The organism is Roseateles sp. GW821-FHT09B06, assembly GCF_059418245.1.
Genome location: NZ_JBWKPM010000015.1, coordinates 18,636 through 40,976 on the forward strand (window position 1 = coordinate 18,636; position 22,341 = coordinate 40,976).

Consider the following 22,341-nt stretch of genomic DNA (forward strand, 5'->3'; position numbering starts at 1 on the left):
CTCAGAGCAGCAGGGGCTCGGGCTCCAGGCGGATGCCGAAGCGCCCGTAGACGCTTTCCTGGATGGCCCGCGCCAAGGTCACGACCTCGGCGCCGCGCGCCTCGCCGCGGTTCACCAGCACCAGGGCCTGGCGCTCGTAGACCGCCGCACCGCCCACCGACTTGCCCTTCCAGCCGCAGGCGTCGATCAGCCAGCCGGCGGCCAGCTTGATGCTGCCGTCGGGCATCGGGTAATGCACGATGCCGGGGTCGCGGCCGATGATGTCGCGGCATTGCTCCTCGCTGACCACCGGATTCTTGAAAAAGCTGCCGGCATTGCCGATGCGCGCCGGGTCGGGCAGCTTGGCGCGGCGGATCTCGCACACCCAGTCGAAGATCTGGCGCGCGTCCGGCGCCGTGATGCCGGTCTCGGCGATCTTGCGCTGCAGGTCCAGGTAGTCCAGCTGCGGCACCCAGGGCTTGGGGCAGCGCAGCCGCACCTTGGTGATCACGCTCTTGCCGGCCAGGCCGCCAAAGCCCTCCTGCTTGAAGACGCTGTCGCGGTAGCCGAAGCGGCACACCGAGGCCGGCAGGTACACGCTGCGGCCGGTCACCAGGTCCACCGTGTCCAGGCTGTCGAAGCGGTCCTTCAGCTCGATGCCATAGGCGCCGATGTTCTGCACCGGCGCGGCGCCCACCGTGCCCGGGATCAGGGCCAGATTCTCCAGTCCGGGGTAGCCCTGCTCGACGGTCCAGGCCACCAGATCATGCCAGGCCACGCCGGCGCCGGCCTCGACGATCCAGGCGTCGGCGCGCTCCTCCAGCAGGCGGATGCCGGGAATCTCCATCTTCAGCACCACCGCCTGCACATCGCGCGTCAGCACGATATTGCTGCCGCCGCCCAGCACGAACTTGGGCGCGCGGCCCAGCTCGGGATGGTCGACGACGCGGCGCACATCGGCCTCCTCGCGGATGCGCACCAGGCGCTGGGCGAGCGCCGGCAGGCCGAAGCTGTTGTAGGGCTTGAGATTGACGTCCGCCTCGATCGCGACGCTGGCGCGCGGTTCGGACGGGGGGAAGGCGGCGGACTGCATGGCAGAATTCTCCCAGAAGATTCCCCGGGGCCCGGCCCCGCCCGTCCCAGCCACCCAGCCGCCAGATTCAAGATGCCCAGCTTCGACACCGTTCTAGAGCCCGACATGGTCAAGGTCCGCAACAGCGTGGACGCCAGCGCCAAGGAAATCGCCACCCGTTTCGATTTCAAGGGCACCAGCGCCGCCATCGAGTTCAAGGACAAGGACAAGGAGATCCACGCCACCGGCGACGCCGAGTTCCAGCTCGAGCAGATCGAGGCGGTGCTCTACGCCAAGTTGACCAAGCAGGGCGTGGTGCTGGGCTTCGTCGACAAGCAGGACAAGATCGAGAAGCTGGGCGGCGACCGGGTCAAGCAGGTCTACAAGATCAAGGCCGGCCTGGAGGCGGCCGATGCCAAGAAGATCGTCGCCGCCATCAAGAACAGCAAGCTCAAGGTGCAGGCCGCCATCGAAGGCGATATGGTGCGCATCACCGGCAAGAACCTTGACGATCTGCAGGCCGCCCAGGCCGTGCTGCGCAAGGACATGGCTGAGCTCCCGCTGAGCTTCGACAACTACCGCAAGTAGTCGCCCCATGCGGCCCGCCTTCCCCGGACTCTGCGGCAAGCTGATCCTGTGCGCACTGCTGGTGCCGCTGCTGGCGCCAGCCCAGCCCGCGCCCCGGCAGGACGGCCCCAGCCTGAGCCTGCAGGGCAGCCTGGGCCAGAAGGCCGCCCTGCTCCTGATCAACGGCGAGCCGCGCACCGTGCCCTTGGGCCAGACCGTCGCCGGCATCACGTTGCTCTCTCTCGAAAACGACCGCGCCGTGGTGGAGTCGGGCGGCAAGCGCCAGACCCTGCTGCTGGGTGCCTCGCCTGCGCGGGTCGGCGGCGGCCAGGCCGCGGGCGGCTCGGGCCGGCAGATCGTGCTGTCCTCCGGACCCGGCGGCCATTTCGTCGCCAGCGGCAGCATCAACGGCCGCGCCACCCAGTTCCTGGTCGACACCGGCGCCACCAATGTGTCGCTGGCCCAGGCCGAGGCCGAGCGCCTGGGTCTGAACTTCCGCGAAGGCCGGCGCGTGATGACGCAGACCGCCAACGGCTCGGTGCCCGCCTATCTGCTGCAGCTGGCCACGCTGCGCATCGGCGATGTCGAGGTGCGCAATGTCGATGCCCTGGTGGTACCCGCACAGATGAGCCATGTGCTGCTGGGCAACAGTTTCCTGACGCGCTTCCAGATGCGGCGCGAGAACGACCTGATGACGCTGGATCTGCGCTACTGAAGCCGGTCCACGACGCCCGCCGGCGCGCCGCGCCGGCCGGTCTCCGATGAGGGCATCCGTCGGTAGAAACCCGGCCCTTGTCTCGCCAGAGACAAGGAAAAACCGAACGATCGTGCTAAAACCTCAGCAGCGCCGAATGAGGAGACCGACATCATGGACCTGAACTTCACCCCGGAGGAACTGGCCTTCCGCGCCGAGATCCGGCAATGGGTGGCCGAGAACCTGCCCAAGGACATCAGCCACAAGGTGCACAACGCCCTGCGCCTGAACAAGGACGATCTGCAGCGCTGGGCCAAGATCCTCGGCAAGAAGGGCTGGCATGGCTGGGCCTGGCCCAAGCAGTTCGGCGGCCCGGGCTGGAACGCGGTGCAGCGCCATCTGTTCGAGGAGGAGTGCGCGCTGGCCGGTGCACCGCGGGTCGTGCCCTTCGGCCCGGTGATGGTGGCCCCGGTGATCATGGCTTTCGGTTCGCCAGAGCAGCAGCGCCAGCACCTGCCGGGCATCATGAGCGGCGAGGTCTGGTGGAGCCAGGGCTATAGCGAGCCGGGCTCGGGCTCGGACCTGGCCTCGGTCAAGACCCGCGCCGAGCGCCGTGGCGACCACTACATCGTCAACGGCCAGAAGACCTGGACCACGCTGGGCCAGTATGGCGACTGGATCTTCTGCCTGGTGCGCACCGATCCAACGGTCAAGCCGCAGGCCGGCATTTCCTTCCTGCTGATCGACATGAAGTCGCCCGGCGTCACGGTGCGCCCCATCATCATGCTGGATGGCGAGCACGAAGTGAACGAGGTGTTCTTCGACAATGTCGAGGTGCCCGCCGAGAACCTGGTCGGCGAGGAGAACAAGGGCTGGACCTATGCCAAATACCTGCTGGCCCATGAGCGCACCAATATCGCCGACGTGAACCGCGGCAAGCGCGAGCTGGAGCGCCTGAAGCGCATCGCCAAGGCCGAGGGCGTGTTCGAGGACAGCCGCTTCCGCGACCAGATCGCCCAGCTGGAGGTGGACCTGGTGGCGCTGGAGATGATGGTGCTGCGCGTGCTGTCGGCCGAGAAATCGGGCAAGCAGTCGCTGGAGGTGGCCGGTCTCTTGAAGATCCGCGGCAGCGAGATCCAGCAGCGCTATACCGAGCTGATGATGCTGGCGGCCGGCCCCTACGCCCTGCCCTTCATCCACGAGGCCATGGAAGCCGGCTGGCAGGGCGACCAGGCCCTGGGCGGCCTCTGGCCGGGCGCCGCCGCCCATTGCGCGCCGCTGGCCAGCACCTATTTCAACTATCGCAAGACCACGATCTACGGCGGCTCCAACGAGGTGCAGCGCAATATCGTGGCCCAGACCCTGCTCGGCTGAACCAGGAGACGACAACATGGATTTCGATTTCACCGAGGACCAGGAATCGCTGCGCGATGCGGTGCGCCGCTGGGTGGACAAGGACTATGGCTTCGAGCGCCGCCATGCCATCGCCCGGGCCGGCGGCTTCGACCGCGCGGCCTGGGACGGCCTGGTGGGCCTGGGCCTGACGGCCCTGGCCGTGCCCGAGGACCAGGGCGGACTGGGTTTCGGCCCGGTCGAGGCCATGGTGGTGATGGAGGAACTGGGCCGCGGCATCGTGATGGAGCCCTATGCCCAGGCCGGCCTGATCGCCCCCACGGTGCTGCGCCATGCGCCGGCTGCGGTGCAGGCCGCCTGGCTGCCCAGGATCGCCGGCGGCGAGGCCCTGATCGTGCTGGCCCATCAGGAACGCGGCGCCCGCTACCGGCTCGACCGGGTCGCGACGCGCGCCGAGGGCCAGACGCTCAGCGGCGCCAAGAGCCTGGTGCCCGCCGGGGATCGGGCCGACGCCTTCATCGTGCCGGCCCGAACGGCGGACGGCGGCGCGGACGGCATCGCGCTCTACCTGGTCGAGCGCGGCGCCGCCGGCGTCGCGACCCGACCCTACGGCCTGCAGGACGGCTCGCGGGCCGCCGAGCTGAGCCTGGACCAGGCGCCCGCCACCCTGCTGGTCGGGCCCGAGCAGGGTCTGGCCGTGCTGGAGCTGGCCGTCGACGTGGGCATCGCCGCGCTGTGCGCCGAAGCCGTCGGCGCGATGGACAAGCTGGTCGGGCTGACCGTCGAGTACCTGAACACGCGCAAGCAGTTCGGCGTCGCGATCGCCAGCTTCCAGGCCCTGCGCCACCGCATGGCCGATGTGAAGATGCAGCTGGAGCTGGCGCGCTCGATGAGCTATTTCGCCACCCTGAAGCTGGGCGAGGCACCCGCCGCGCGGCGCCGCGCGCTGTCGCAGGCCAAGCTGCAGCTGGGCCAGTCGATGCGCTTCGTCGGCCAGCAATGCATCCAGCTGCATGGCGGCATCGGCGTCACCGACGAATATGTCGGCAGCCATTACTTCAAGCGCCTGACCGCAATGGAGATGCAGTTCGGCGACAGCCTGCACCATCTGGGCGAGGTCAGCGCCCGCATGCAGGACGGCGCCGGCGTGTTCGCCTGACGTTCGCGTGACCACGGCCCGCACGGCACAATCACGTGCCATGCAGGCCAGCCCAGACACCAGTTCCATCTGCGACATCCCCGGCCTGAAAGTCGGGCACTGGACCTCGGCGCAGCGCCCGACCGGCTGCACCGTGCTGCTGTGCGAGCAGGGCGCGGTGGCCGGCGTCGACGTGCGCGGCGCCGCCCCCGGCACGCGCGAGACCGATCTGCTGGCGCCCGAGAACACGGTCGAGCAGGTGCACGCGATCCTGCTTGCCGGTGGCAGCGCCTTCGGCCTGGATGCGGCGGCCGGCGTGATGCGCTGGCTGGCCGAGCGTGGCCACGGCCTGCCGGTCGGGCCGGCGCGCGTGCCCATCGTGCCGGCCGCGGTGATCTTCGACCTCTGGCTCGGCGATCCATCGATCACGCCCGACGCCGCCGCCGGCTATGCCGCCTGCCAGGCCGCCAGCACGGCGGCGCCGGCCGAGGGTAATGCCGGCGCCGGTGCCGGCGCCACGGTCGGCAAGCTGCGCGGCATCGCCCATGCGATGAAGGGCGGCATCGGCACCGCCTCGGCGACCGTGGGCGGCATCACGGTCGGCGCGCTGGTGGTCGTCAACGCCATCGGCGACATCGTCGACCCCGCCGACGGCCGGCTGCTGGCCGGCGCGCGCGGCGACGACGGCCGCCCGCTGGGCATGATGGCCGCGATGCTGCGCGGCGAGCTGCCCAGCGTGCCACTGACCGGCACCGCCACCACGCTGGGCATCGTCGCCACCAATGCGCGCCTCACCAAGGCCGGCGCCACCAAGCTGGCCCAGATGTCGCACGACGGGCTGGCGCGCTGCATCAACCCGGTCCACACGGTCAGCGACGGCGACGTGATGTTCGCCCTCGCCACCGGCGGGGCCGCCGCCGGCGACCTGCGCCTGCTCGGGCCGCTGGCGGCCGAGGTCACGAGCCGCGCGGTGCTGCGTGCGCTGCGCGCCGCCACCGGACTGCCCGGTCTGCCGGCGCTCGGCGAGCTGCCCGGATAATCCCGGCATGCGTTTGTCCCAGATCCTGTTTTCCCAAGGCTTCGGCACCCGTCGGCTCTGCGCCGGCCTGATCCAGCACGGCGAGGTGCGCGTGCATGGCGAGTTGGTCGACGACCCCGACGCCGACTTCGAGCCCCAGGGCCTCGAGTTCGAGGTCAGCGGCAAGTCCTGGCCCTATTACGAGAAGGCCCTGATCCTGCTGCACAAGCCGGCCGGCTATGAATGCTCGCAGAAGCCCAAGCACCACCCCAGCGTGATGAGCCTGCTGCCCGCGCCGCTGCGCGAGCGCAATGTGCAGCCGGTGGGCCGCCTGGACGAGGACACCACCGGCCTGCTGCTGCTGACCGATGACGGCAGCCTGATCCACAAGCTCACCAGCCCCAAGCACCATGTGCCCAAGGTCTACGAGGCGCGCTGCAAGCACCCGGTCACGGCCGAGCAGGTCGCGCGGCTGCTGGCCGGTGTCGAGCTGCGCGAGCCCGAATCCGCCACCAAGCCGGCCAGGCCGCAGCAGCAGCCCGAGTTCACCAGGGCCGAGGGTGCCGAGGCCTATGACGAGTTGGGCCTGCGGCTGACCCTGATCGAGGGCAAGTACCACCAGGTCAAGCGCATGGTGGCCGCGGTGGGCAACCGCGTCGAGGCCCTGCACCGACCGCGCTTCGGCGCCCTGGCGCTGCCGCCCGAGCTCAAGCCCGGGGAATGGACCTGGGTCAGCAGCCCCGCGCTGATCAGCACCTGAAACTCCCCGGGTTTGCCCCCGGCTTTGCGGCGCCCACGCCACGCTCCAGGGTTCCCACTAGGCCTCTTGTCACCTTGCGCCGGTAGAAAGCGCGCAGAGCTTCGTCCGATAGAGAGACGAGCCTGTCGTTGGTTTGATAGATTGACAAGAAAATGAGCGCCACACCCATCGAGGATGGAGGTCATGCGGCGCATGCGGAATGGATCGCCCAGCAGATGCGATCCGACCGCCTAGCCGCCATGCACGACATGAGCGTGGCTCCCACCATCGTGGGTCTGCTGTTCTGTTGTGCGCCGGTCGTCTGGCTCTGGCCCCATCTGCCGCACGGCGTGCTGCTGGGCTGGCTGGCCCTGCGCACCCTGGTCAGCGCCTTACGCTGCCTGGATCTGCTGCAGTTCCAGCGCGCCCGCCCCGACGCCGGCCGGGACGCCTCCTGGCGCCGCCGCTTCATGGTCCTGCTGGCGCTGGACGCCCTGAGCTGGGGCGCGGCCGGCATGGTCGGCTGGCTGTACCCGAGCCCCGCCCTGCCCGAGCTGGACGGCATCATCCTGGCCAGCCTGGTGGGTCTGGGCGCCGTCAGCCTGTTTGTGCTGGGCAGCATGTGGCGCGCCCATCTGCTGTTCTCCGCCCTCGTGTTCGCGCCGCTGACCGTCTACCACCTGAGCCAGGGCACGCCCACCGGCCGCTTCGTGGCCTTGGGCCTGCTCGTGTTCCTGGGCCTGTCGGTGTTCGCGTCGCGCCGGCTGCAGGCGCGCAACACCGAACTGCTGCGCCTGCGCCACGAGAACGCCTGGATCGCCGAGCAGCGCCAGGCGGCCCTGCAGTCGGCCGAGCGCGACAGCCGCAGCAAGAGCCGCTTCGTCGCGATGATGAGCCACGAGATCCGCACGCCGCTGAACGGCATCCTGGGCATCACCCAGTTGCTGGAGCGCTCCGCGCTGGACCCCCAGCAGCGCGAGCAGGTCGACATCGTGCGGCGCTCCGGCCGCCATCTGCTGACCCTGATCAACGACATCCTCGACCTGGCCCGCATCGAATCCGGCAAGCTGGTGATCGAGCCCGGCCCGCTGTTGCTGCGCGAGGCGGTGGACGATGTCTGCCAGCTGCTGGCCGCCGGCGCGCGCGCGAAGGGGCTGGATTTCCGGCTGCAATGCAGCCCCAGCCTGCCCGAATGCGTGCTGGGCGATACCGCGCGCATCAAGCAGGTGCTGCACAACCTGGTGGGCAATGCGATCAAGTTCACCCAGGCCGGCAGCGTCACGGTGGAGGTCGGCACGGTGCTGGACATGCGCGCCGGCACCCTCTTGCGCTTCGCGGTGCGCGACACCGGCGAGGGCATCGCGGCCGACCAGATGGAGCGCGTCTTCGCACCCTTCGAGCAGGCCGAGCGCAGCTACCGCCTGCAGTCGCCGCGCCCCGAGGGCACCGGCCTGGGCCTGACGATCTCGCGCGAACTGGCTCGCGCGATGGGCGGCGACCTGCGCTGCGGCTCGACGCCCGGCGAGGGCTCGGTGTTCGAATTCACGCTGCCGCTGCAGGTCTGTGCCGAGGCGCCCGCCCCGGCCGCCGCGGCCATGCCGCTGCCGCAGCTGGAGGGCCGCGTGCTGCTGGTCGACGACAGCCCGGTCAACCTGCTGGTGGCCGCCAGCATGCTGGAGCGTTGCGGCCTGGCGGTGGAGCAGGCCGAGGACGGGCTGCAGGCGCTGGAGCGGCTCAAGGCCGGTCCCTACGACCTGGTGCTGATGGACTGCCAGATGCCGGAGCTGGACGGCTTCGAGGCCACCCAGAGCTGGCGCGCGCATGAGCGCCGCCAGGGGCTGGTGCCGCTGCCCATCGTCGCGCTGACCGCCAGCGCGGTGAACAGCGACCGCCAGCGCTGCATCGCGGCCGGCATGGACGACTACCTGGTCAAGCCCTTCGAGATGGCCGATCTGCTGGCCATGGTGCAGCGGCATCTGCGCGTCGCAACGCCGGTCTGAACGGGCGGGGATAATGCCCCGCATGCAGGTATTCCGCGGCTTCCATCATCCCGGCATCGCGCCCGCTTGCGCGCTGACGATCGGCAACTTCGACGGCGTGCACCGCGGCCATCAGGCCATGCTGGCGCTGCTGCGCTCCGAGGCCCAGCACCGCGGCCTGCCGTCCTGCGTGCTGAGCTTCGAGCCGCATCCGCGCGACTTCTTCGCCGCCCGGCTGAACAAGCCCGAGCTGGCGCCGGCGCGCATCGCCACCCTGCGCGATAAGCTCAGCGAACTGCAGCGCTGCGGCATCGACCAGGTCGTCGTGCTGCGCTTCGACGCGGCGCTTGCCTCGCTGGCCGCCCAGGACTTCATCCAGCAGGTGCTGCACCGCGGCCTGGGCGCGCGCTATGTGCTGGTCGGCGACGACTTCCGCTTCGGCGCCAAGCGCCAGGGCGACTACGCCACCCTGGACGCGGCCGGCGGGCAGCTGGGCTTCGATGTGGCGCGCATGATGAGCTACGAGGTGCACGGCCAGCGCGTCAGCAGCTCGGCGGTGCGCGAGGCCCTGGACCGCGGCGACATGGAATCCGCGGCCATGCTGCTGGGCCGCCCCTATTCGATCTCCGGCCATGTGGTGCATGGCCGCAAGCTCGGCCGGCGCCTGAGCGAATCGGCCCCGGGCCTGGGCGACGGCTTTCGCACCTTGAACCTGCGCTTCGCGCATGACAAGGTGGCGGCCCAGGGCATCTTCGTGGTCCAGGTCCATGGGCTGGCGGCCGAGCCGCTGCCCGGCGTGGCCTCGCTGGGCGTGCGGCCCACGGTGGAGCATGCCGGCCGCGTGCTGCTGGAAACGCATTGCCTCGAATGGCCGGCCGAACTGGGTGCCGACGGGGCCTACGGTAAACTCGTGCGCGTGGAACTGCTGCACAAACTGCGAGACGAGGCCCGCTTCGAGGGCCTGCCGGCCCTGACCGCGGCCATTCGCCGGGACGTGGCCGAGGCGCGCGCCTACCTGGCCAGCCAGGCGGCCTCGTATGTGAAGGTCAGTCGCCAGACCACGCGCGACCGAATTTGAAGCGCTGAGCGCTCCTTTCCCCGCCACGCTTCGCAGACGCCCCAAGTCTGCCCACCCCTTGCTGCCGCCCGCCATGAACGACGCCGCTGACACCTCCAAGACGGACTACCGCTCCACCCTGAACCTGCCCGACACGCCCTTCCCGATGCGCGGCGATCTGCCCAAGCGCGAGCCGGGCTGGGTCAAGGAATGGGAGGACCAGGGCGTCTACAAGAAGCTGCGCGATGCGCGCTGCGGCGCGCCGAAGTTCGTGCTGCACGACGGCCCGCCCTATGCCAACGGCCAGATCCACATGGGCCATGCGGTCAACAAGATCCTGAAGGACATGATCGTCAAGGCGCGCCAGCTGGAAGGCTATGACGCCGCCTACATCCCCGGCTGGGACTGCCACGGCCTGCCGATCGAGAACCAGATCGAGAAGACCTTCGGCCGCGGCCTGCCGCGCGACGAGGTGCAGGCCAAGAGCCGCGCCTATGCGACCGAGCAGATCGACCAGCAGCGCGCCGATTTCAAGCGCCTGGGCGTGCTGGGCGACTGGGACCGTCCCTATCGCACGATGGACTTCAAGAACGAGGCCGGCGAACTGCGCGTCCTGAAGCGCCTGTTCGAACGCGGCTTCGTCTACCGCGGCCTGAAGCCGGTCTACTGGTGCTTCGACTGCGGCTCCTCGCTGGCCGAATTCGAGATCGAGTATGCCGACAAGCAGTCGCCGGCCGTCGACGTGGCGTTCCTCTGCGCCGAGCCCGAGAAGCTGGCCGCCGCCTTCGGCCTGGCTGCGCTGGCCAAGGAAGCCTTCACCGTCATCTGGACCACCACCCCCTGGACTATTCCCGCAAACCAGGCGCTGAACCTGAACCCCGAGCTGATCTACGCGCTGGTGGACACGGAGCGCGGCATCTTCCTGGTGGCCGAGGCCCTGGTGGAGAAATGCCTGGCGCGCTGGGGCCTGGAAGGCAAGGTGCTGGCCACGACCGAGGGCAGGAAGCTGGAACTGCTGAAGTTCAAGCATCCGCTGGCCCATGTGGACGCCGGCTATGACCGCGAGAGCCCGGTCTATCTGGCCGACTACGCCACCGCCGACGACGGCACCGGCATCGTGCACTCGGCGCCCGCTTATGGCCTGGACGATTTCCAGTCCTGCATCTCGCATGGCCTGCCGTTCAAGGACATCCTCAATCCGGTGCAGGGCAATGGCGCTTACGAGGCCGGCCTGCCGCTGTTCGGCGGCCTGCACATCTGGAAGGCCAACCCCGTCATCGCCGAGGCCCTGCAGAAGGCCGGCCGCCTGCTGGCGCACAGCAAGATCACGCACAGCTACCCGCATTGCTGGCGCCACAAGAGCCCGGTGATCTACCGCGCCGCGGCCCAATGGTTCGTGCGCATGGATGAAGGCGACGGCGTGTTCACCGTCGACAAGGCTCCGAAGACCCTGCGACAGACCGCGCTGGAGGCGATCGAGCAGACCAGCTTCTACCCCGAGAACGGCAAGGTGCGCCTGCGCGACATGATCGCCGGCCGGCCCGACTGGTGCATCTCGCGCCAGCGCAGCTGGGGCGTGCCGCTGCCGATCTTCCTGCACAAGGACACGGGCCTGCCCCACCCCAGCACGCTGGACTTCATCGAGCGCGCCGCCCAGCTGGTCGAGGTGAGCGGCATCGAGGCCTGGTCCAAGCTGGACCCGGCCGAGTGGCTGGGTGCGGACGCCGAGCAGTACAGCAAGGGCCAGGACATCCTGGATGTCTGGTTCGACTCCGGCTCCACCTTCCAGCATGTGCTGAAGGGCAGCCATGCCGGCGCCGCGCATGAGAGCGGCCCCGAGGCCGACCTGTATCTGGAAGGCCATGACCAGCATCGCGGCTGGTTCCATTCCTCGCTCTTGATCTCCTGCGCGATCAACGGCCGCGCGCCCTACAAGGGCCTGCTAACCCACGGCTTCACCGTGGACAGCAAGGGCCACAAGATGAGCAAGTCCAAGGGCAATGGCGTCGACCCGCAGGACACCAGCAAGAAGCTGGGCGCCGAGATCATCCGCCTGTGGGTGGCCGCCTCCGACTACTCGGGCGACATCGCCGGCGACGACAAGATCCTGGCCCGCGTCGTGGACGGCTACCGCCGCATCCGCAACACCCTGCGCTTCCTGCTGGCCAACACCTCGGACTTCGACGCCGCGACGGACGCCGTGCCGCTGGACCAGCTGCTGGAGGCCGACCGCTATGCGCTGGCCCGCGCGGCCGAGTTCCAGGCCGAGATCCTGGCGCATTACCAGCGCTACGAGTTCCATCCGGTGGTGGCCAAGCTGCAGGTCTACTGCTCCGAGGACCTGGGCGCCTTCTACCTGGACGTGCTGAAGGACCGCCTCTACACGACGGCGCCGAAGAGCCTGGCGCGCCGCTCGGCCCAGACCGCGCTGTGGCACATCACGAACGCGATGCTGCGCTGGATGGCCCCCTTCCTGAGCTTCACCGCCGAGGAGGCCTGGAAGCTGTTCGACGGCGGCCCGGCGGGCAGCAGCATCTTCACCGAGACCTACTGGCGCTTCGACGCCCCGGCCAGCGAGTTGACGCCCAAGTGGAACCGCATCCACGAGATCCGCGATGCGGTCAACAAGGCCATCGAGGAGGTGCGCGCCGCCGGTGGCGTCGGTTCATCGCTGCAGGCCGAGGTGCTGCTCGGCGTCAACGCCGAAGACCTGGCCCTGCTGCAAAGCCTGGGCGAGGACCTGAAGTTCGTGCTGATCACCTCGGCCGCGACCCTGGCCGCGGCGGCGGAACTGACGGTGACGGTGACGCCGTCCACGCAGCAGAAATGCGAACGCTGCTGGCACTACCGCAGCGATGTCGGCGCCAACCCCGCGCACCCGACGATCTGCGGCCGCTGCGACAGCAATCTGCACGGCAGCGGCGAAACCCGCACCGTGGCCTGAACGAAGCAAGGGGCGCCGCGGCGCCCCTTGTTTTTCGACCCAGCGACGTCCGAGGATCCGGCTCCGCCGGTCCTCCGGACGTGCCCCCTTGAGGGGGCGGCCGAAGGCCGTAGGTCAGGGAAACGCCGGCACATTGGGCTCCACGCCCTCGAAATGCGCCTCCGGATGGGTTTGTTGCAGCAGGGCTTCGATCTCGGTGACGCGCGTGCGCGGCACATCGACCATCAACAGGTACTGGCCGGCCGCGATCGCGTTCGCAAAGCGCTGCAGGCGCCGGCTCGGCGTCGAGCTGCCGATCATGCTGGACCACCAGGTGCCCAGCACCGAGCCCAGCACCGCCAGCGCGAGCACGATGGCCGCCGGTGCCGCCAGACCCGCCAGCACATAGGCCGCGACCACGCCCATCGCCGCGCCCACGCCCGCGCCCATCAGCATGCCGCGCTGCGCGGCCTCGATCACATCCGAGGTCTGCAGAAAATTGGCCGCATGCAGGCCCTTCATGTCGGCGCCATCGCGCGCCGCGAAATGGATGTGCTGCTCGCCGATGCGCGCCAGCAACAGATCGTTCATGGTCTTGGTCGCGCAGTCCAGATCGGGCAGCAACCAGTAGATGCGTTTGCGCATGGGAGTTCTCCTCTATCCAGGTCGGTGTCCGCGACAGCACCTTGCGTCGCATGGCACGACAGAGTTTTCTTCTACTCCTTAATCCGGTGCCCATCAAGCGAGCGGCTACAGTAGCGCCCAGATTTGTGCACAGTGCTCCTATTTCATGTCAAAGTTATCGTCTTCGCCGTCTTCGCCGTCTTCGCCCCGCCTGCTGCAATGGCTGGGCATCGCCCTGCTGATCATCGTGCTGGACCAGTTCAGCAAGACCCTGATCCTGGGCCATTTCCAGCTCGGCGACAGCCGCTTCGTGACCGGTTTCTTCAATGTCGTGCGGGTGCACAACACCGGCGCGGCCTTCAGCTTCCTGGCCGGCGCCTCGGGCTGGCAGCGCTGGTTCTTTGTCGCCCTGGGCGTGGTGGCCACCGTCTTCATCACCTGGATGCTGCGCCGCCACGGCCACCAGACCCTGTTCGCCACGGCCTTGTCGCTGATACTGGGCGGTGCCATCGGCAATGTGGTCGACCGGCTGCTGCACGGCTATGTGGTCGATTTCATCCAGTTGCACTGGGGCGGCTGGTATTTCCCCTCCTTCAACATCGCCGACAGTGCGATCACGGTCGGCGCCATCCTGCTGATCTGGGACGAGTTGCGGCGCGTGCGAAAGGGCTAACCCCCTTGGGCGCAGGGCCGGCTTGATCTAGGCTGGCGCCATGTCCCCCACCGAACCGCAGACCGGCACGGCCTTCGACATCCGGCTGCGCAGGCTGGACTGGTTCGACCCGCTGCGCTGGCTGGCCGCCGGCTGGCGGGATTTCCGTCGTGCGCCCGGCATCGGCCTGTTCTACGGTCTGTGCTTCACGGGCATGGGCTGGGCGCTGCTGGGAGTCTTCAGGCACGCGCCGGCCTACACGCTGGCGCTGTCGGCCGGCTTCCTCTTGATGGGCCCCTTCCTGTGCCTGGGCCTGTACCGGGTGAGCCAGCGCCTGGAGCGCGGCGAGCGCCCCGATTTCGGCGACTCCCTGCTGGCCTGGGAGGCGCGCCTGTCGCAGCTGGCCCTGTTCGGCGGCGTGCTGCTGATCCTAGAAATGCTTTGGGGCCGCGCGGCCCTGGTGGTGTTCGCGGTCAGCTTCGACGGCATGCCCGATTTCGCCGGCTCGCTGGGCAGGCTGCTGGATCCCGAGAACCTGGGCTTCATGGCGGCCTACCTGGGCGTCGGCGGCCTGTTCGCCGGCCTGATCTACGCGATCAGCGTGGTCGCGATGCCAATGCTGCTGGACCGCCCCACCGACGCCGTCACCGCCGGCCTGACCAGCCTGCGCCTGGTGCTCACCCAGACCGGCGTGATGCTGCTGTGGGGCGCGCTGATCACGATCCTGGTGCTGCTGGCCCTGCTGCCCGGCTTTGCCGGCCTGCTGGTCGTCGGCCCCGTGCTGGGCCATGCCAGCTGGCATGCATACCGCTCGGCCGTGATGGACTGAACAATACGGCGCCGATTCGTCATCTGCGGGCCGCCGGCTCACGCGACAATGCGCCGCTTGAAAACGCTGCCGCCCATGCTCGACTTCTCCAGCTTGACGCATTACGACTGGCTCGACGTACCCATGTGGGTGTTCGACCAGGAGCGTCAGCGCAACCTCTGGGCCAATGCGGCGGCCCTGTCCTTCTGGCGGGTGGAGAGCGCCGAGGAGTTCCTCTCCAGCGATTTTTCCGACACCAGCGCAATGGTGCGCGAACGCCTGGCCGTCACCGCGGCCGACCATGGCCAGGGCAAGATCGTGCGCGAACAGTGGACGCTCTACCCCAAGGGCCAGGCCACCACGGTGCTGCTGGTGTCGCGCGGCATCCGCACGCCGGAGCGGCGCCAGGTCATGCTGTTCGCCGCCGACGCCCTGCCCACCGGCGTGGACAAGAGCATGCTGCGCGGCGTCGAGGCGCTGCAGCACACCTCGGTGCGCATCGCCATGTTCAGCCTGAAGGACGGCTCGGTGCTGATGCGCAACCCGGCCGCGGCCACCGCCTTCGGTCTGGCGGAGGAGCGCGGCAACAAGGCCTTCCTGACCATGTTTCCCGACGCCGACCTGGCGCGGCGCATCTTCGGCCAGGTGCAGCGCGGCCACAGCTTCGCCGCCGACCTGGAACTGGAGACCACCGGTGGCCGGCGCTGGCACGGCGTCGATGCCCGGCCGATGCGCGACCCGGTCACCGGTGAGCTGGTGATGCAGTTCAATGCCCGCGACATCGCCGACCTGAAAGCCTCGCAGGCGGCGCTGGAGGCGGCGCGCGAGGCCGCCGAGACCGCCAGCCAGGCCAAGAGCAGCTTCCTGGCAAACATGAGCCACGAGATCCGCACGCCGATGAACGGCGTGCTGGGCCTAACCGAGCTGGTGCTGCAGACCGAGCTGTCCGATCGCCAGCGCAAGTTCATCGAGCTGGCCCACAACTCGGCCAAGGGCCTGATGGTCATCATCAACGACCTGCTGGACGTGGCCAAGATCGAGGCCGGCCGCGTGCACATCGAGCAGCACCCCTTCTCGCTGCACGACTGCCTGCGCGAGGCCCTGCAGCCGCTGCTGCTGCATGCGCACGAGAAGGGCATCGCGCTGCATGCGCGCGTGCAGCCGGGCGTGCCCCTGCATGTGCTCGGCGACGCGCTGCGGCTGCGCCAGGTGCTGGTGAACCTGGTCGGCAATGCGCTGAAATTCACCGATCGGGGCGAGGTGCGGCTGGAGGTGCAGCGCCTGGAACCGGCGGCCATGGAAACCGGGCCGGAAGCGGCGGCACGGCTGCGCTTCTCGGTGCATGACACCGGCATCGGCATGACGCGCGAACAGATCGCGCAGATCTTCGACCCCTTCACCCAGGCCGACGGCAGCATCACGCGCCGCTATGGCGGCACCGGCCTGGGCCTGACCATCGTGCAGCGCCTGGTGCACCTGATGGGCGGCGACATCGCGGTGGAAAGCCAGCCCGGCGCCGGGTCCTGCTTCAGCTTCGAGCTGGAACTGGCGCGCGGGGCGGCGATCATGGCGCCGGCCTCATCGGGGCTGCCGACCGCCTTGAGCGAATCAGACCAGCAGCACGCCTGAGCCCACGGTCTTGCGGGCTTCCAGGTCTTGATGGGCCTGCACCACCTGGTCCAGCGCGTAGCGCTGCTCCACATGGATCTTCACCGCGCCGCTGCCGACCACGCCGAACAGGTCGTCGGCCATCTCCTGCGTGGCCGCGCGGCTGGACAGATGGGTGAACAGGGTCGGCCGCGTCACATACAGCGAGCCCTTGGCCGCCAGGCTGCCCAGCGCCAGCGGCGGCGCGAAGCCCGAGGCATTGCCGAAGCTGACCATCAGGCCGAAGGGCGCCAGGCTGTTCAGCGAGCCCTCGAAGGTATCCAGGCCCACCGAGTCGTAGACCACCTTGACGCCCTTGCCCGCGGTGATCTCGCGCACCCGGGTGGCGAAATCCTCGCGCCGGTAGTTGATCGCATGCGCGGCCCCCGAGGCCAGCGCCAGCGCGCATTTCTCGTCCGAACCGGCGGTGGCGATCAGCTGCAGACCGAGCGCGCGCGCCCATTGGCAGGCGATCAGACCGACGCCGCCGGCCGCCGCATGGAAGAGCACGAAGTCGCCGGCGGCCAGCCCGCCCTGCGGCAGGGTGCGGCGCAGCAGGTACTGGGCCGTCAGGCCCTTGAGCATCATCGCCGCGCCGGTCTCGAAGGAGATGGCTTCCGGCAATCGCACAACGCAACGCGCCGGCATCACGCGCGCCGTCGCATAGGCGCCGGGCGGCTGGCTGGCGTAGGCGGCGCGGTCACCCGCCTGCAGGTGCGCGACGCCCTCGCCCACCGCCTCGACGATGCCTGCCCCTTCCATGCCCAGGCGCGCGGGCAGGGGCAGTGGGTAGGAGCCGTTGCGGTGATAGACGTCGATGTAGTTCAGGCCGATGGCCTTGTGGCGGATGCGGATCTCGCCCGGGCCGGGCTCGCCCACCTCGACATCGACGATCTGCAGCGCCTCGGGGCCGCCCGGAACCTCGATCTGCACGGCTTTTTCGCCACGACTCATGAACTCGCTCCTCAAGTGGATGGATGAATTCCGCTATCGTGCCAGCCTTTGCTTTTTCCTGCTCGCGATGCTGACGCCCCGCCTGGCCCTGCTGCTGACCCTGCCGCCCCTGATGTGGGCCGGCAATGCCGTCGTCGGGCGCATGGTGTCCGGCAGCGTGCCGCCGCTGCTGCTCAACGCGATGCGCTGGGCCCTGGTGTTCGTGCTGCTGCTGCCGCTGGCCTGGCGTTTCCTGCGCCATCCGGCCGCGCTGTTGGCGCGCTGGCGCTACCTGAGCCTGATCGGCGTGCTCGGCATGGGCTGCTACAACGCCCTGCAGTACCAGGCGCTGCGCAGTTCCAGCGCGCTCAACGTCACGCTGATCACGGCCAGCATGCCGGTCTGGATGCTGGGCGTCGGCGCCCTGATGTACGGCGTGCGGCCCTCGCGCCAGCAGCTCTGGGGCGCCCTGCTGTCGCTGCTGGGGGTGGCCTTCGTGATCACGCGCGGGCAGCTCGGGCAACTGGCCGCGCTGCATTTCCTGCCGGGTGATCTGCTGATGCTGCTGGCCATCTTTTCCTGGGCCGTCTACAGCTGGCTGCTCGCCAAGCCGCCGGCCCATATGCTGGACGAGCGCAAGCCGGCCTGGAACTGGGCCGAGACCATGATGAGCCAGCTGGTCTTCGGCCTGCTGTTCGCCGGCGGCAGCGCCGGGCTGGAACAGGCCTGGACCGAGCAGCCCCTGGTCTGGGGGCCGGGTCTTGCGCTGGCCCTGGTCTATGTCGCGATCGGCCCCTCGCTGATCGCCTACCGCTGCTGGGGCCAGGGGGTGGCCGAGGCCGGGCCGACCCTGGCGGCCTTCTTTGTCAACCTGACGCCGGTGTTCGCCGCGCTGATGTCGGCCGCCCTGCTGGGCGAATGGCCGGCCTGGTATCACGGCCTGGCCTTCGTGCTGATCGCCGCCGGCATCGCGGTATCCGCGCGGCGCTGATGTCACCGGCTAGGGCTTGTAATCGAATGTAAATTCGTGCCAGCATCCTCCCTGCTTCGAGCAGAAGGAGGCAGTCATGGCAATGCGATACAAGGCCTGGCGTTTCATGGCCTGCGGCCTGGCCGGCGCCGCCCTGGCAGCCCCGCTGCCGGGCCTTGGCCAGGAGTTGGGCAAGGGCGGCTCCAAGGCCACCGGCAGTGCCGGCCCCGACGGCGCGCAGAACGCCTCGGCCGAGCTGGAGAAATGCGAGGCCCCCAAGGGCACGGTCGCGGTGGTCGAGCCGCAGTCCTCGCTGGCGGTCGCCCTGCAGCGCTACCAGCTCGGTTCGCCCACCAGCGTGATCCGCATGCTGATCCAGCAGTCCAACTGCTTCCAGGTGGTCGAGCGCGGCATGGCCATGCAGAACATGATGCAGGAGCGCGCGCTGGCCCAGTCCGGCCAGCTGCAGGCCGACCAGAACATGGGCAAGGGCCAGATGGTGACGGCCGACTTCCTGGTCACGCCCAATGTGGTGTTCAGCGAGAACAACGCCGGCGGCGTCGGCGGCGGCCTGCTGGGCGTGTTTGGCGGCAGCGCCGGGCGGCTGATCGGCGGCATCGCCGGCGGGCTCAAGTTCAAGCAGGCGCAGACCAGCCTGCTGCTGGCGGACTCGCGCTCGGGCATCCAGGTCGCGGCCGCCGAGGGCAGCGCCGAGAAGGCCGATTTCTCGCTGGGCGGCGCGCTGTTCGGCGGCGGCGGCGGTGCCGGCCTGGGCGGCTATTCCAACACCAATGAAGGCAAGGTGATCGCCGCCTCCTTCATCGACAACTGGAACAACATCGTGCGCGCGATCCGCTCGAGCCCCTCGCTGATCCAGGCCCGCGCCGGCGAGGCGGCGCAGCGCAATGCGGTCGGCAGCGTGCAGGCCAATGCCGCGGCCGAGGGCGATGTGATGGTGCCCAAGATCGGCGGCGCCAAGGTGCTGCGCCAGCCGCGCGACGGCGCGGCCGAACTGCAGACCCTGGCCCGCAGCGACGAGGTGCTGTTCCTCGGCGAGGAACGCGACGGCTTCCTGAAGGTCCAGGCCGGCAAGGGCGAGGGCTGGATCAAGAAGGTGCTGGTGCGCAAGCAGTAGCCCGGCTCAGAAGGTGCCCGGGTAGGCCCCGCCGTCCAGCAGGATGTTCTGCCCGGTCAGATAGCCCATCTGCTGGCTGCACAACATCGCGCAGACCGCGCCGAACTCGGCCGCCGTGCCGAAGCGCTGCGCCGGGATCGTGACGCGGCGCTTGTCCGCCACTTCCTCGGCCGACAGCCCGCTCTTGGCCGCGCCGGCGGCCATGGTCTTCTGCAGGCGCTCGGTGTCGAAGGCGCCGGGCAGCAGGTTGTTGATCGTCACGTTGCGGCCGGCGAGGCGGGCCTGGCGCGACAGGCCGGCGACAAAGCCGGTCAGCCCCGAGCGCGCGCCGTTCGACAGGCCCAGCACGTCGATCGGCGCCTTCACCGCGCCGGACGTGATGTTCACGACGCGGCCGAAACCGCGCGCCGCCATGCCGTCCACCGTGGTCCTGATCAGCTCGATCGGGGTCAGCATGTTCGCGTCCAGCGCCGCCAGCCACTGCTCGCGGCCCCAGTCGCGGAAATCGCCGGGCGGCGGGCCGCCGGCGTTGTTGACCAGGATGTCCACCTGCGGGCAGGCCGCCAGCGCCGCGGTGCGGCCCTCGATGGTGGCGATGTCGCCGGCCACCGTGCGCACCTCGACGCCCGGATAGGCCGCCCGCAGCGCGGCGGCCGTGGCCTCCAGCGCCTCGGCGCCGCGCGCCGTGATCACCACGTTCGCGCCCTCGCCCGCCAGCGCCTCGGCGCAGCCGCGGCCCAGGCCCTTGCTGGCCGCGCATACCAGGGCCCAGCGGCCCTTCAGTCCAAAGTCCATTGCTCTATCTCCATTTGGTCAGCAGCCACACCCCGCCCAGCACCAGCCCCGTGCCGGCCGCCACCCAGGGGGTGAAGGGCTCGCCGAGAATCCACACGCCCATCAGTATCGTGGACATCGGGCCGATCATGCCGGTCTGGGCCGCGATCGTGGCGCCGACGCGCTCGATTGCCATCATCACCATCAGCACCGGTGCGAAGGTGCAGGCCGTCGCATTCAGCACCGACAGCCACCAAACCTGCGGGGCCAGATCGGCCAGGCCCGAGACCGGTCGCAGCACGAGGAACTGCGCGATGCACAGCAGGCAGGCCACCGTGGTGGCCAGGCCGGTCAGGCGCATCGCGCCCAGGCGCTTGACCTCCTCGCCGCTGTAGACCAGGTAGAGCGCATAGCTGACCGCGCTGCCGAACACCAGGGCCGCGCCCAGTACCACATCGCCGCCCTGCAGCTGCAGTTCCTGGCCGAACACCAGCAGCACACCGGCATAGCTGACGCCCAGCGCCAGCAGCTGCCTGCCGCCGACCCGCCGCTTGAACAGGATCCAGCCCAGGAACAGCACCAGGGTCGGATTGAGGTAGAGGATCAGGCGCTCGAAACTGGCCGAGACATAGGCCAGGCCGGCGAAGTCCAGGAAGCTCGCCAGGTAGTAGCCCGAGAAGCCCAGGCCCAGCACGACGATCCAGTCGCGCCGGGTCAGCGCCGGCCTGCCCCGCCCGGCCCACCAGGACAGCAGCAGGAACAGCGGCAGCGCGAACAGCATGCGCAGCATGATCAGGGTGACCGCATCGACGCCATGCCGATAGGCCAGCTTGACGATGATGGCCTTGCCCGAGAAAGCGACGGCGCCCAGCGAAGCAAGCGCCAAGCCTGGCCACAGCGGCTTGGTATCGGAAGACATCGCCGGCATTCTAGAAAAGCCCCGATGCCCCGAGCCTTCGCAAGGGCGCAATGCGGATTCCGTCGCTCGAAGCGATGCCTCCGATCAAGCGGCGTCCGCAGATCCGGCTTTGCCGGGCTGCCGGACGTGCCCCCTTGAGGGGGCGCGCGCAGCGCGTAGGGGGTGGTTCAGTTCAGCGCCAGAACTTGCCGTCCGGCCCCACGATGGAGACGTCGGCATAGTCCAGGCCGGAATGGTCGTTGGGGCTGAAACTCACCTCAAGCCCGCCGATGTCGAACTTGCCGAGCGAGTCGAGCGCCCGCAACAGGCCGGTGCGGCTCAGGTCCTTGTCCTTGGCCGCCTTCCTCAGGCCCTCGACCAGCACCTTGGCGGCCGCGAAGCCCTCCAGGTTCTGCGGCGTCAGCTCGACCCCGCGCGCCTTGGCCAGGCCCTGCGCCTCGCGCACCAGCGGCGTGTTGATCGAGCGTTCCGACGGGAACACCTGGCTGACCACCACGCCGCGCGCCTGGCCCTTCAGCAGCTTGATGAAGCCCGAGGAGGCATTGTTCGACAGGGTCACCAGCTGCGCGTTCGAGCCGGCAGCGCGCAGCGCCTCGACGCCCTCGGCCACCGCCTCGGCCGCGCCGATGAAGACCACGGCCTGCACGTCGGCCTGGGCCATCTGCTTCATCAGCGGCGTCAGCTCGGGCTTGGCGCGCGGATATTTCAGGTGGGCGGCAGGCGTCAGGCCGGCGCCCTGCAGGCCCTTCAGCGCACCGGTCGTGCCGTCCTCGCCAAAGGTGTCGTCCACCTGCACCAGGCCGATGCGCTTGACGCCCATGCCGGCCAGATGCTGGACGGCGCGCTCGGCCTCGCGCTGGTAGGTCGCGCGCACATTGAACACATAGGGGTTCACCGGCTTGTGCAGCAGCATCGCGCCGGTGGACGGCCCCACCAGCGCCAGCTTGTGCTCGGCCAGCAGCGGCAGGATGGTCTGGCTCTGCGGCGTGCCGCGGGTCAGGAACAGGGCCAGCACGCCCTGGTCGATCAGCTGCTTGGCATTCGGCGCGCTGAGCTTGGGATCGAACTTGTCGTCCAGCGAGATCAGCTCGATCTTCTGGCCCTGCACGCCACCCTGGGCGTTCACGGCATCGAAGAACAGCTTGGCGCCGTCGGTCACCTCCTTGACACCGGCGGCGACGGGGCCGGTGAAGCCCGCCGTCTGGCCGATCTTGATCTGGGCCCAGGCGCTGCCGCCCAGGCTGCTGGCCATCAGGGCAGCCACCGTCATCATGGAACGCAATCGCATCATGTCTCGCTTACCTCCGGGCGCGGATTGTGGCAAAGCTCACGGCCCGCGGCGGGACCGCGGACGGCAAAG

General features: G+C 69.3%; 20 protein-coding genes. 14 read left to right on the forward strand and 6 right to left on the reverse strand.

The genetic code is table 11. The annotated features are described in order from the left end of the window. Window position 1 precedes the first annotated feature (1 nt). Window positions 2–1,072 (reverse strand): UDP-N-acetylmuramate dehydrogenase, encoded by a 1,071-nt coding sequence (gene murB, locus AC07OQ_RS14270; RefSeq protein ID WP_495053792.1) that lies wholly within the window; start codon window positions 1,070–1,072, stop codon window positions 2–4. A gap of 72 nt (window positions 1,073–1,144) precedes the next feature. Between murB and AC07OQ_RS14275 the strand changes: the two genes are divergently transcribed. The 9 genes from AC07OQ_RS14275 to ileS all read left to right on the forward strand — a co-directional run bounded on the left by AC07OQ_RS14275 (window position 1,145) and on the right by ileS (window position 12,540). Then, entirely contained in the window at window positions 1,145–1,639 is a 495-nt protein-coding gene (locus AC07OQ_RS14275) for a YajQ family cyclic di-GMP-binding protein (RefSeq protein WP_495053793.1), read from the forward strand. 7 nt (window positions 1,640–1,646) lie between these two features. Further along, window positions 1,647–2,333, forward strand: a complete 687-nt coding sequence (locus AC07OQ_RS14280) for a retropepsin-like aspartic protease family protein (RefSeq protein ID WP_495053794.1) — start codon at window positions 1,647–1,649, stop codon at window positions 2,331–2,333. A gap of 153 nt (window positions 2,334–2,486) precedes the next feature. Beyond that, window positions 2,487–3,686 carry an acyl-CoA dehydrogenase family protein gene (locus AC07OQ_RS14285; protein ID WP_495053795.1) on the forward strand — a complete coding sequence of 400 codons (1,200 nt, stop codon included), beginning with the start codon at window positions 2,487–2,489 and terminating at the stop codon, window positions 3,684–3,686. 16 nt (window positions 3,687–3,702) lie between these two features. Further along, a complete protein-coding gene (locus AC07OQ_RS14290; RefSeq protein WP_495053796.1) occupies window positions 3,703–4,824 on the forward strand; it encodes an acyl-CoA dehydrogenase family protein in 1,122 nt (373 codons plus the stop codon). Window positions 4,825–4,864: 40 nt separating this feature from the next. After that, on the forward strand, window positions 4,865–5,842 hold the full coding sequence (locus tag AC07OQ_RS14295; RefSeq protein WP_495053797.1) for a P1 family peptidase: 978 nt from the start codon (window positions 4,865–4,867) through the stop codon (window positions 5,840–5,842). A gap of 7 nt (window positions 5,843–5,849) precedes the next feature. Then, on the forward strand, window positions 5,850–6,581 hold the full coding sequence (locus tag AC07OQ_RS14300; RefSeq protein WP_495053798.1) for a pseudouridine synthase: 732 nt from the start codon (window positions 5,850–5,852) through the stop codon (window positions 6,579–6,581). Between the two features lie 152 nt (window positions 6,582–6,733). Further along, entirely contained in the window at window positions 6,734–8,560 is a 1,827-nt protein-coding gene (locus tag AC07OQ_RS14305; RefSeq protein ID WP_495053799.1) for an ATP-binding protein, read from the forward strand. Between the two features lie 22 nt (window positions 8,561–8,582). Continuing rightward, window positions 8,583–9,617, forward strand: a complete 1,035-nt coding sequence (locus AC07OQ_RS14310; RefSeq protein WP_495053800.1) for a bifunctional riboflavin kinase/FAD synthetase — start codon at window positions 8,583–8,585, stop codon at window positions 9,615–9,617. Between the two features lie 73 nt (window positions 9,618–9,690). Further along, a complete protein-coding gene (gene ileS / locus AC07OQ_RS14315) occupies window positions 9,691–12,540 on the forward strand; it encodes an isoleucine--tRNA ligase (protein WP_495053801.1) in 2,850 nt (949 codons plus the stop codon). A 114-nt stretch (window positions 12,541–12,654) separates the two neighbouring features. Here ileS and AC07OQ_RS14320 read toward each other — a convergent pair whose 3' ends face one another. Then, a complete protein-coding gene (locus AC07OQ_RS14320) occupies window positions 12,655–13,164 on the reverse strand; it encodes a DUF1269 domain-containing protein (RefSeq protein ID WP_495053802.1) in 510 nt (169 codons plus the stop codon). Between the two features lie 145 nt (window positions 13,165–13,309). Between AC07OQ_RS14320 and lspA the strand changes: the two genes are divergently transcribed. Genes lspA through AC07OQ_RS14335 form a run of 3 tightly spaced genes read left to right on the forward strand, consistent with a single transcriptional unit; the run spans window position 13,310 to window position 16,232 of the window. Further along, complete coding sequence (lspA, locus tag AC07OQ_RS14325) at window positions 13,310–13,816, forward strand: signal peptidase II (RefSeq protein ID WP_495053803.1); 507 nt, start codon at window positions 13,310–13,312, stop codon at window positions 13,814–13,816. Between the two features lie 40 nt (window positions 13,817–13,856). Beyond that, window positions 13,857–14,624 carry a DUF2189 domain-containing protein gene (locus tag AC07OQ_RS14330; protein ID WP_495053804.1) on the forward strand — a complete coding sequence of 256 codons (768 nt, stop codon included), beginning with the start codon at window positions 13,857–13,859 and terminating at the stop codon, window positions 14,622–14,624. Between the two features lie 57 nt (window positions 14,625–14,681). Then, window positions 14,682–16,232 (forward strand): sensor histidine kinase, encoded by a 1,551-nt coding sequence (locus tag AC07OQ_RS14335; protein ID WP_495053805.1) that lies wholly within the window; start codon window positions 14,682–14,684, stop codon window positions 16,230–16,232. Here the strand turns inward: AC07OQ_RS14335 and AC07OQ_RS14340 are convergent. Further along, window positions 16,212–17,204, reverse strand: coding sequence for a quinone oxidoreductase family protein (locus tag AC07OQ_RS14340; protein ID WP_495053806.1), 993 nt, complete (start codon window positions 17,202–17,204; stop codon window positions 16,212–16,214). The genes AC07OQ_RS14335 and AC07OQ_RS14340 overlap by 21 nt on opposite strands. Between AC07OQ_RS14340 and AC07OQ_RS14345 the strand changes: the two genes are divergently transcribed. Both AC07OQ_RS14345 and AC07OQ_RS14350 read left to right on the forward strand, forming a co-directional pair. Then, window positions 17,203–18,174 carry a DMT family transporter gene (locus AC07OQ_RS14345; protein WP_495053807.1) on the forward strand — a complete coding sequence of 324 codons (972 nt, stop codon included), beginning with the start codon at window positions 17,203–17,205 and terminating at the stop codon, window positions 18,172–18,174. The two genes, AC07OQ_RS14340 and AC07OQ_RS14345, sit on opposite strands and share 2 nt — an antisense overlap. 76 nt (window positions 18,175–18,250) lie before the next feature. Beyond that, on the forward strand, window positions 18,251–19,288 hold the full coding sequence (locus AC07OQ_RS14350; protein WP_495053808.1) for a CsgG/HfaB family protein: 1,038 nt from the start codon (window positions 18,251–18,253) through the stop codon (window positions 19,286–19,288). 6 nt (window positions 19,289–19,294) lie between these two features. On the opposite strand, the gene AC07OQ_RS14355 is transcribed toward AC07OQ_RS14350, so the two are convergent. The 3 genes from AC07OQ_RS14355 to AC07OQ_RS14365 all read right to left on the reverse strand — a co-directional run bounded on the left by AC07OQ_RS14355 (window position 19,295) and on the right by AC07OQ_RS14365 (window position 22,269). Continuing rightward, window positions 19,295–20,083, reverse strand: a complete 789-nt coding sequence (locus AC07OQ_RS14355; protein ID WP_495053809.1) for an SDR family oxidoreductase — start codon at window positions 20,081–20,083, stop codon at window positions 19,295–19,297. A 4-nt stretch (window positions 20,084–20,087) separates the two neighbouring features. Next, window positions 20,088–20,981 (reverse strand): DMT family transporter, encoded by an 894-nt coding sequence (locus AC07OQ_RS14360; RefSeq protein WP_495053810.1) that lies wholly within the window; start codon window positions 20,979–20,981, stop codon window positions 20,088–20,090. A 172-nt stretch (window positions 20,982–21,153) separates the two neighbouring features. Continuing rightward, a complete protein-coding gene (locus AC07OQ_RS14365) occupies window positions 21,154–22,269 on the reverse strand; it encodes an ABC transporter substrate-binding protein (protein ID WP_495053882.1) in 1,116 nt (371 codons plus the stop codon). Window positions 22,270–22,341: the final 72 nt, after the last annotated feature.

Excerpts from the sequence above, each read along its gene's own strand:
- AC07OQ_RS14280 (WP_495053794.1), top strand. The coding sequence starts at position 1,647 with ATGCGGCCCGCCTTCCCCGGACTCTGCGGCAAGCTGATCCTGTGCGCA.
- AC07OQ_RS14345 (WP_495053807.1), top strand. The coding sequence starts at position 17,203 with ATGAACTCGCTCCTCAAGTGGATGGATGAATTCCGCTATCGTGCCAGC.
- AC07OQ_RS14350 (WP_495053808.1), top strand. The coding sequence starts at position 18,251 with ATGGCAATGCGATACAAGGCCTGGCGTTTCATGGCCTGCGGCCTGGCC.
- AC07OQ_RS14285 (WP_495053795.1), top strand. The coding sequence starts at position 2,487 with ATGGACCTGAACTTCACCCCGGAGGAACTGGCCTTCCGCGCCGAGATC.
- AC07OQ_RS14275 (WP_495053793.1), top strand. The coding sequence starts at position 1,145 with ATGCCCAGCTTCGACACCGTTCTAGAGCCCGACATGGTCAAGGTCCGC.
- AC07OQ_RS14290 (WP_495053796.1), top strand. The coding sequence starts at position 3,703 with ATGGATTTCGATTTCACCGAGGACCAGGAATCGCTGCGCGATGCGGTG.
- AC07OQ_RS14330 (WP_495053804.1), top strand. The coding sequence starts at position 13,857 with ATGTCCCCCACCGAACCGCAGACCGGCACGGCCTTCGACATCCGGCTG.
- AC07OQ_RS14310 (WP_495053800.1), top strand. The coding sequence starts at position 8,583 with ATGCAGGTATTCCGCGGCTTCCATCATCCCGGCATCGCGCCCGCTTGC.
- AC07OQ_RS14355 (WP_495053809.1), bottom strand. The coding sequence starts at position 20,083 with ATGGACTTTGGACTGAAGGGCCGCTGGGCCCTGGTATGCGCGGCCAGC.
- ileS (WP_495053801.1), top strand. The coding sequence starts at position 9,691 with ATGAACGACGCCGCTGACACCTCCAAGACGGACTACCGCTCCACCCTG.
- AC07OQ_RS14295 (WP_495053797.1), top strand. The coding sequence starts at position 4,865 with ATGCAGGCCAGCCCAGACACCAGTTCCATCTGCGACATCCCCGGCCTG.
- AC07OQ_RS14320 (WP_495053802.1), bottom strand. The coding sequence starts at position 13,164 with ATGCGCAAACGCATCTACTGGTTGCTGCCCGATCTGGACTGCGCGACC.
- AC07OQ_RS14365 (WP_495053882.1), bottom strand. The coding sequence starts at position 22,269 with ATGCGATTGCGTTCCATGATGACGGTGGCTGCCCTGATGGCCAGCAGC.
- murB (WP_495053792.1), bottom strand. The coding sequence starts at position 1,072 with ATGCAGTCCGCCGCCTTCCCCCCGTCCGAACCGCGCGCCAGCGTCGCG.
- AC07OQ_RS14340 (WP_495053806.1), bottom strand. The coding sequence starts at position 17,204 with ATGAGTCGTGGCGAAAAAGCCGTGCAGATCGAGGTTCCGGGCGGCCCC.
- AC07OQ_RS14305 (WP_495053799.1), top strand. The coding sequence starts at position 6,734 with ATGAGCGCCACACCCATCGAGGATGGAGGTCATGCGGCGCATGCGGAA.
- lspA (WP_495053803.1), top strand. The coding sequence starts at position 13,310 with ATGTCAAAGTTATCGTCTTCGCCGTCTTCGCCGTCTTCGCCCCGCCTG.
- AC07OQ_RS14360 (WP_495053810.1), bottom strand. The coding sequence starts at position 20,981 with ATGTCTTCCGATACCAAGCCGCTGTGGCCAGGCTTGGCGCTTGCTTCG.
- AC07OQ_RS14300 (WP_495053798.1), top strand. The coding sequence starts at position 5,850 with ATGCGTTTGTCCCAGATCCTGTTTTCCCAAGGCTTCGGCACCCGTCGG.